Raw genomic sequence first — 386 nt, 5'->3', positions numbered from 1 at the left:
GCTAAGATGAATGAACAACTTTGTCAGCGGATAGAAAATAGTGCGCATTTCAGGGAGTTAGTTGCATCACGGCAACGGTTTGCCGCCATTCTGTCAGTGATTATGTTAGTGATCTATGTGGGCTTTATTTTGCTTATCGCCTTTGCACCCGGCTGGCTCGGCACCCCGCTGCACGCCGGAACCAGCGTCACCCGTGGGATCCCGCTCGGCATTGGCGTGATCGTCATTTCGTTTATCCTGACCGGTATTTATGTCTGGCGAGCTAACGGTGAATTCGACCGTTTGACCAAAAGCGTTCTCAACGAGGTAAAAGCATGATCAAGAGAGTCCTGACGGCGCTCGCCGCCACGCTGCTGCCCCTCGGCGCTCACGCCGCAGATGCTATT

General features: G+C 53.6%; 1 protein-coding gene. It reads left to right on the top strand.

Going from position 1 to position 386, the window contains the following annotated elements; all coding sequences use genetic code 11:
- Nucleotides 1–318: DUF485 domain-containing protein (locus FJV41_RS56685; protein WP_438616803.1), on the top strand; the 318-nt coding region annotated here is incomplete at its 5' end.
- Nucleotides 319–386 lie beyond the last annotated feature (68 nt).

The organism is Myxococcus llanfairpwllgwyngyllgogerychwyrndrobwllllantysiliogogogochensis (genome assembly GCF_006636215.1).
Taxonomy (GTDB): Bacteria; Myxococcota; Myxococcia; order Myxococcales; family Myxococcaceae; genus Myxococcus; species Myxococcus llanfairpwllgwyngyllgogerychwyrndrobwllllantysiliogogogochensis.
The sequence above is the reverse complement of the archived record's forward strand: the minus strand, read 5'-3'. Positions and strand labels throughout refer to the sequence as shown.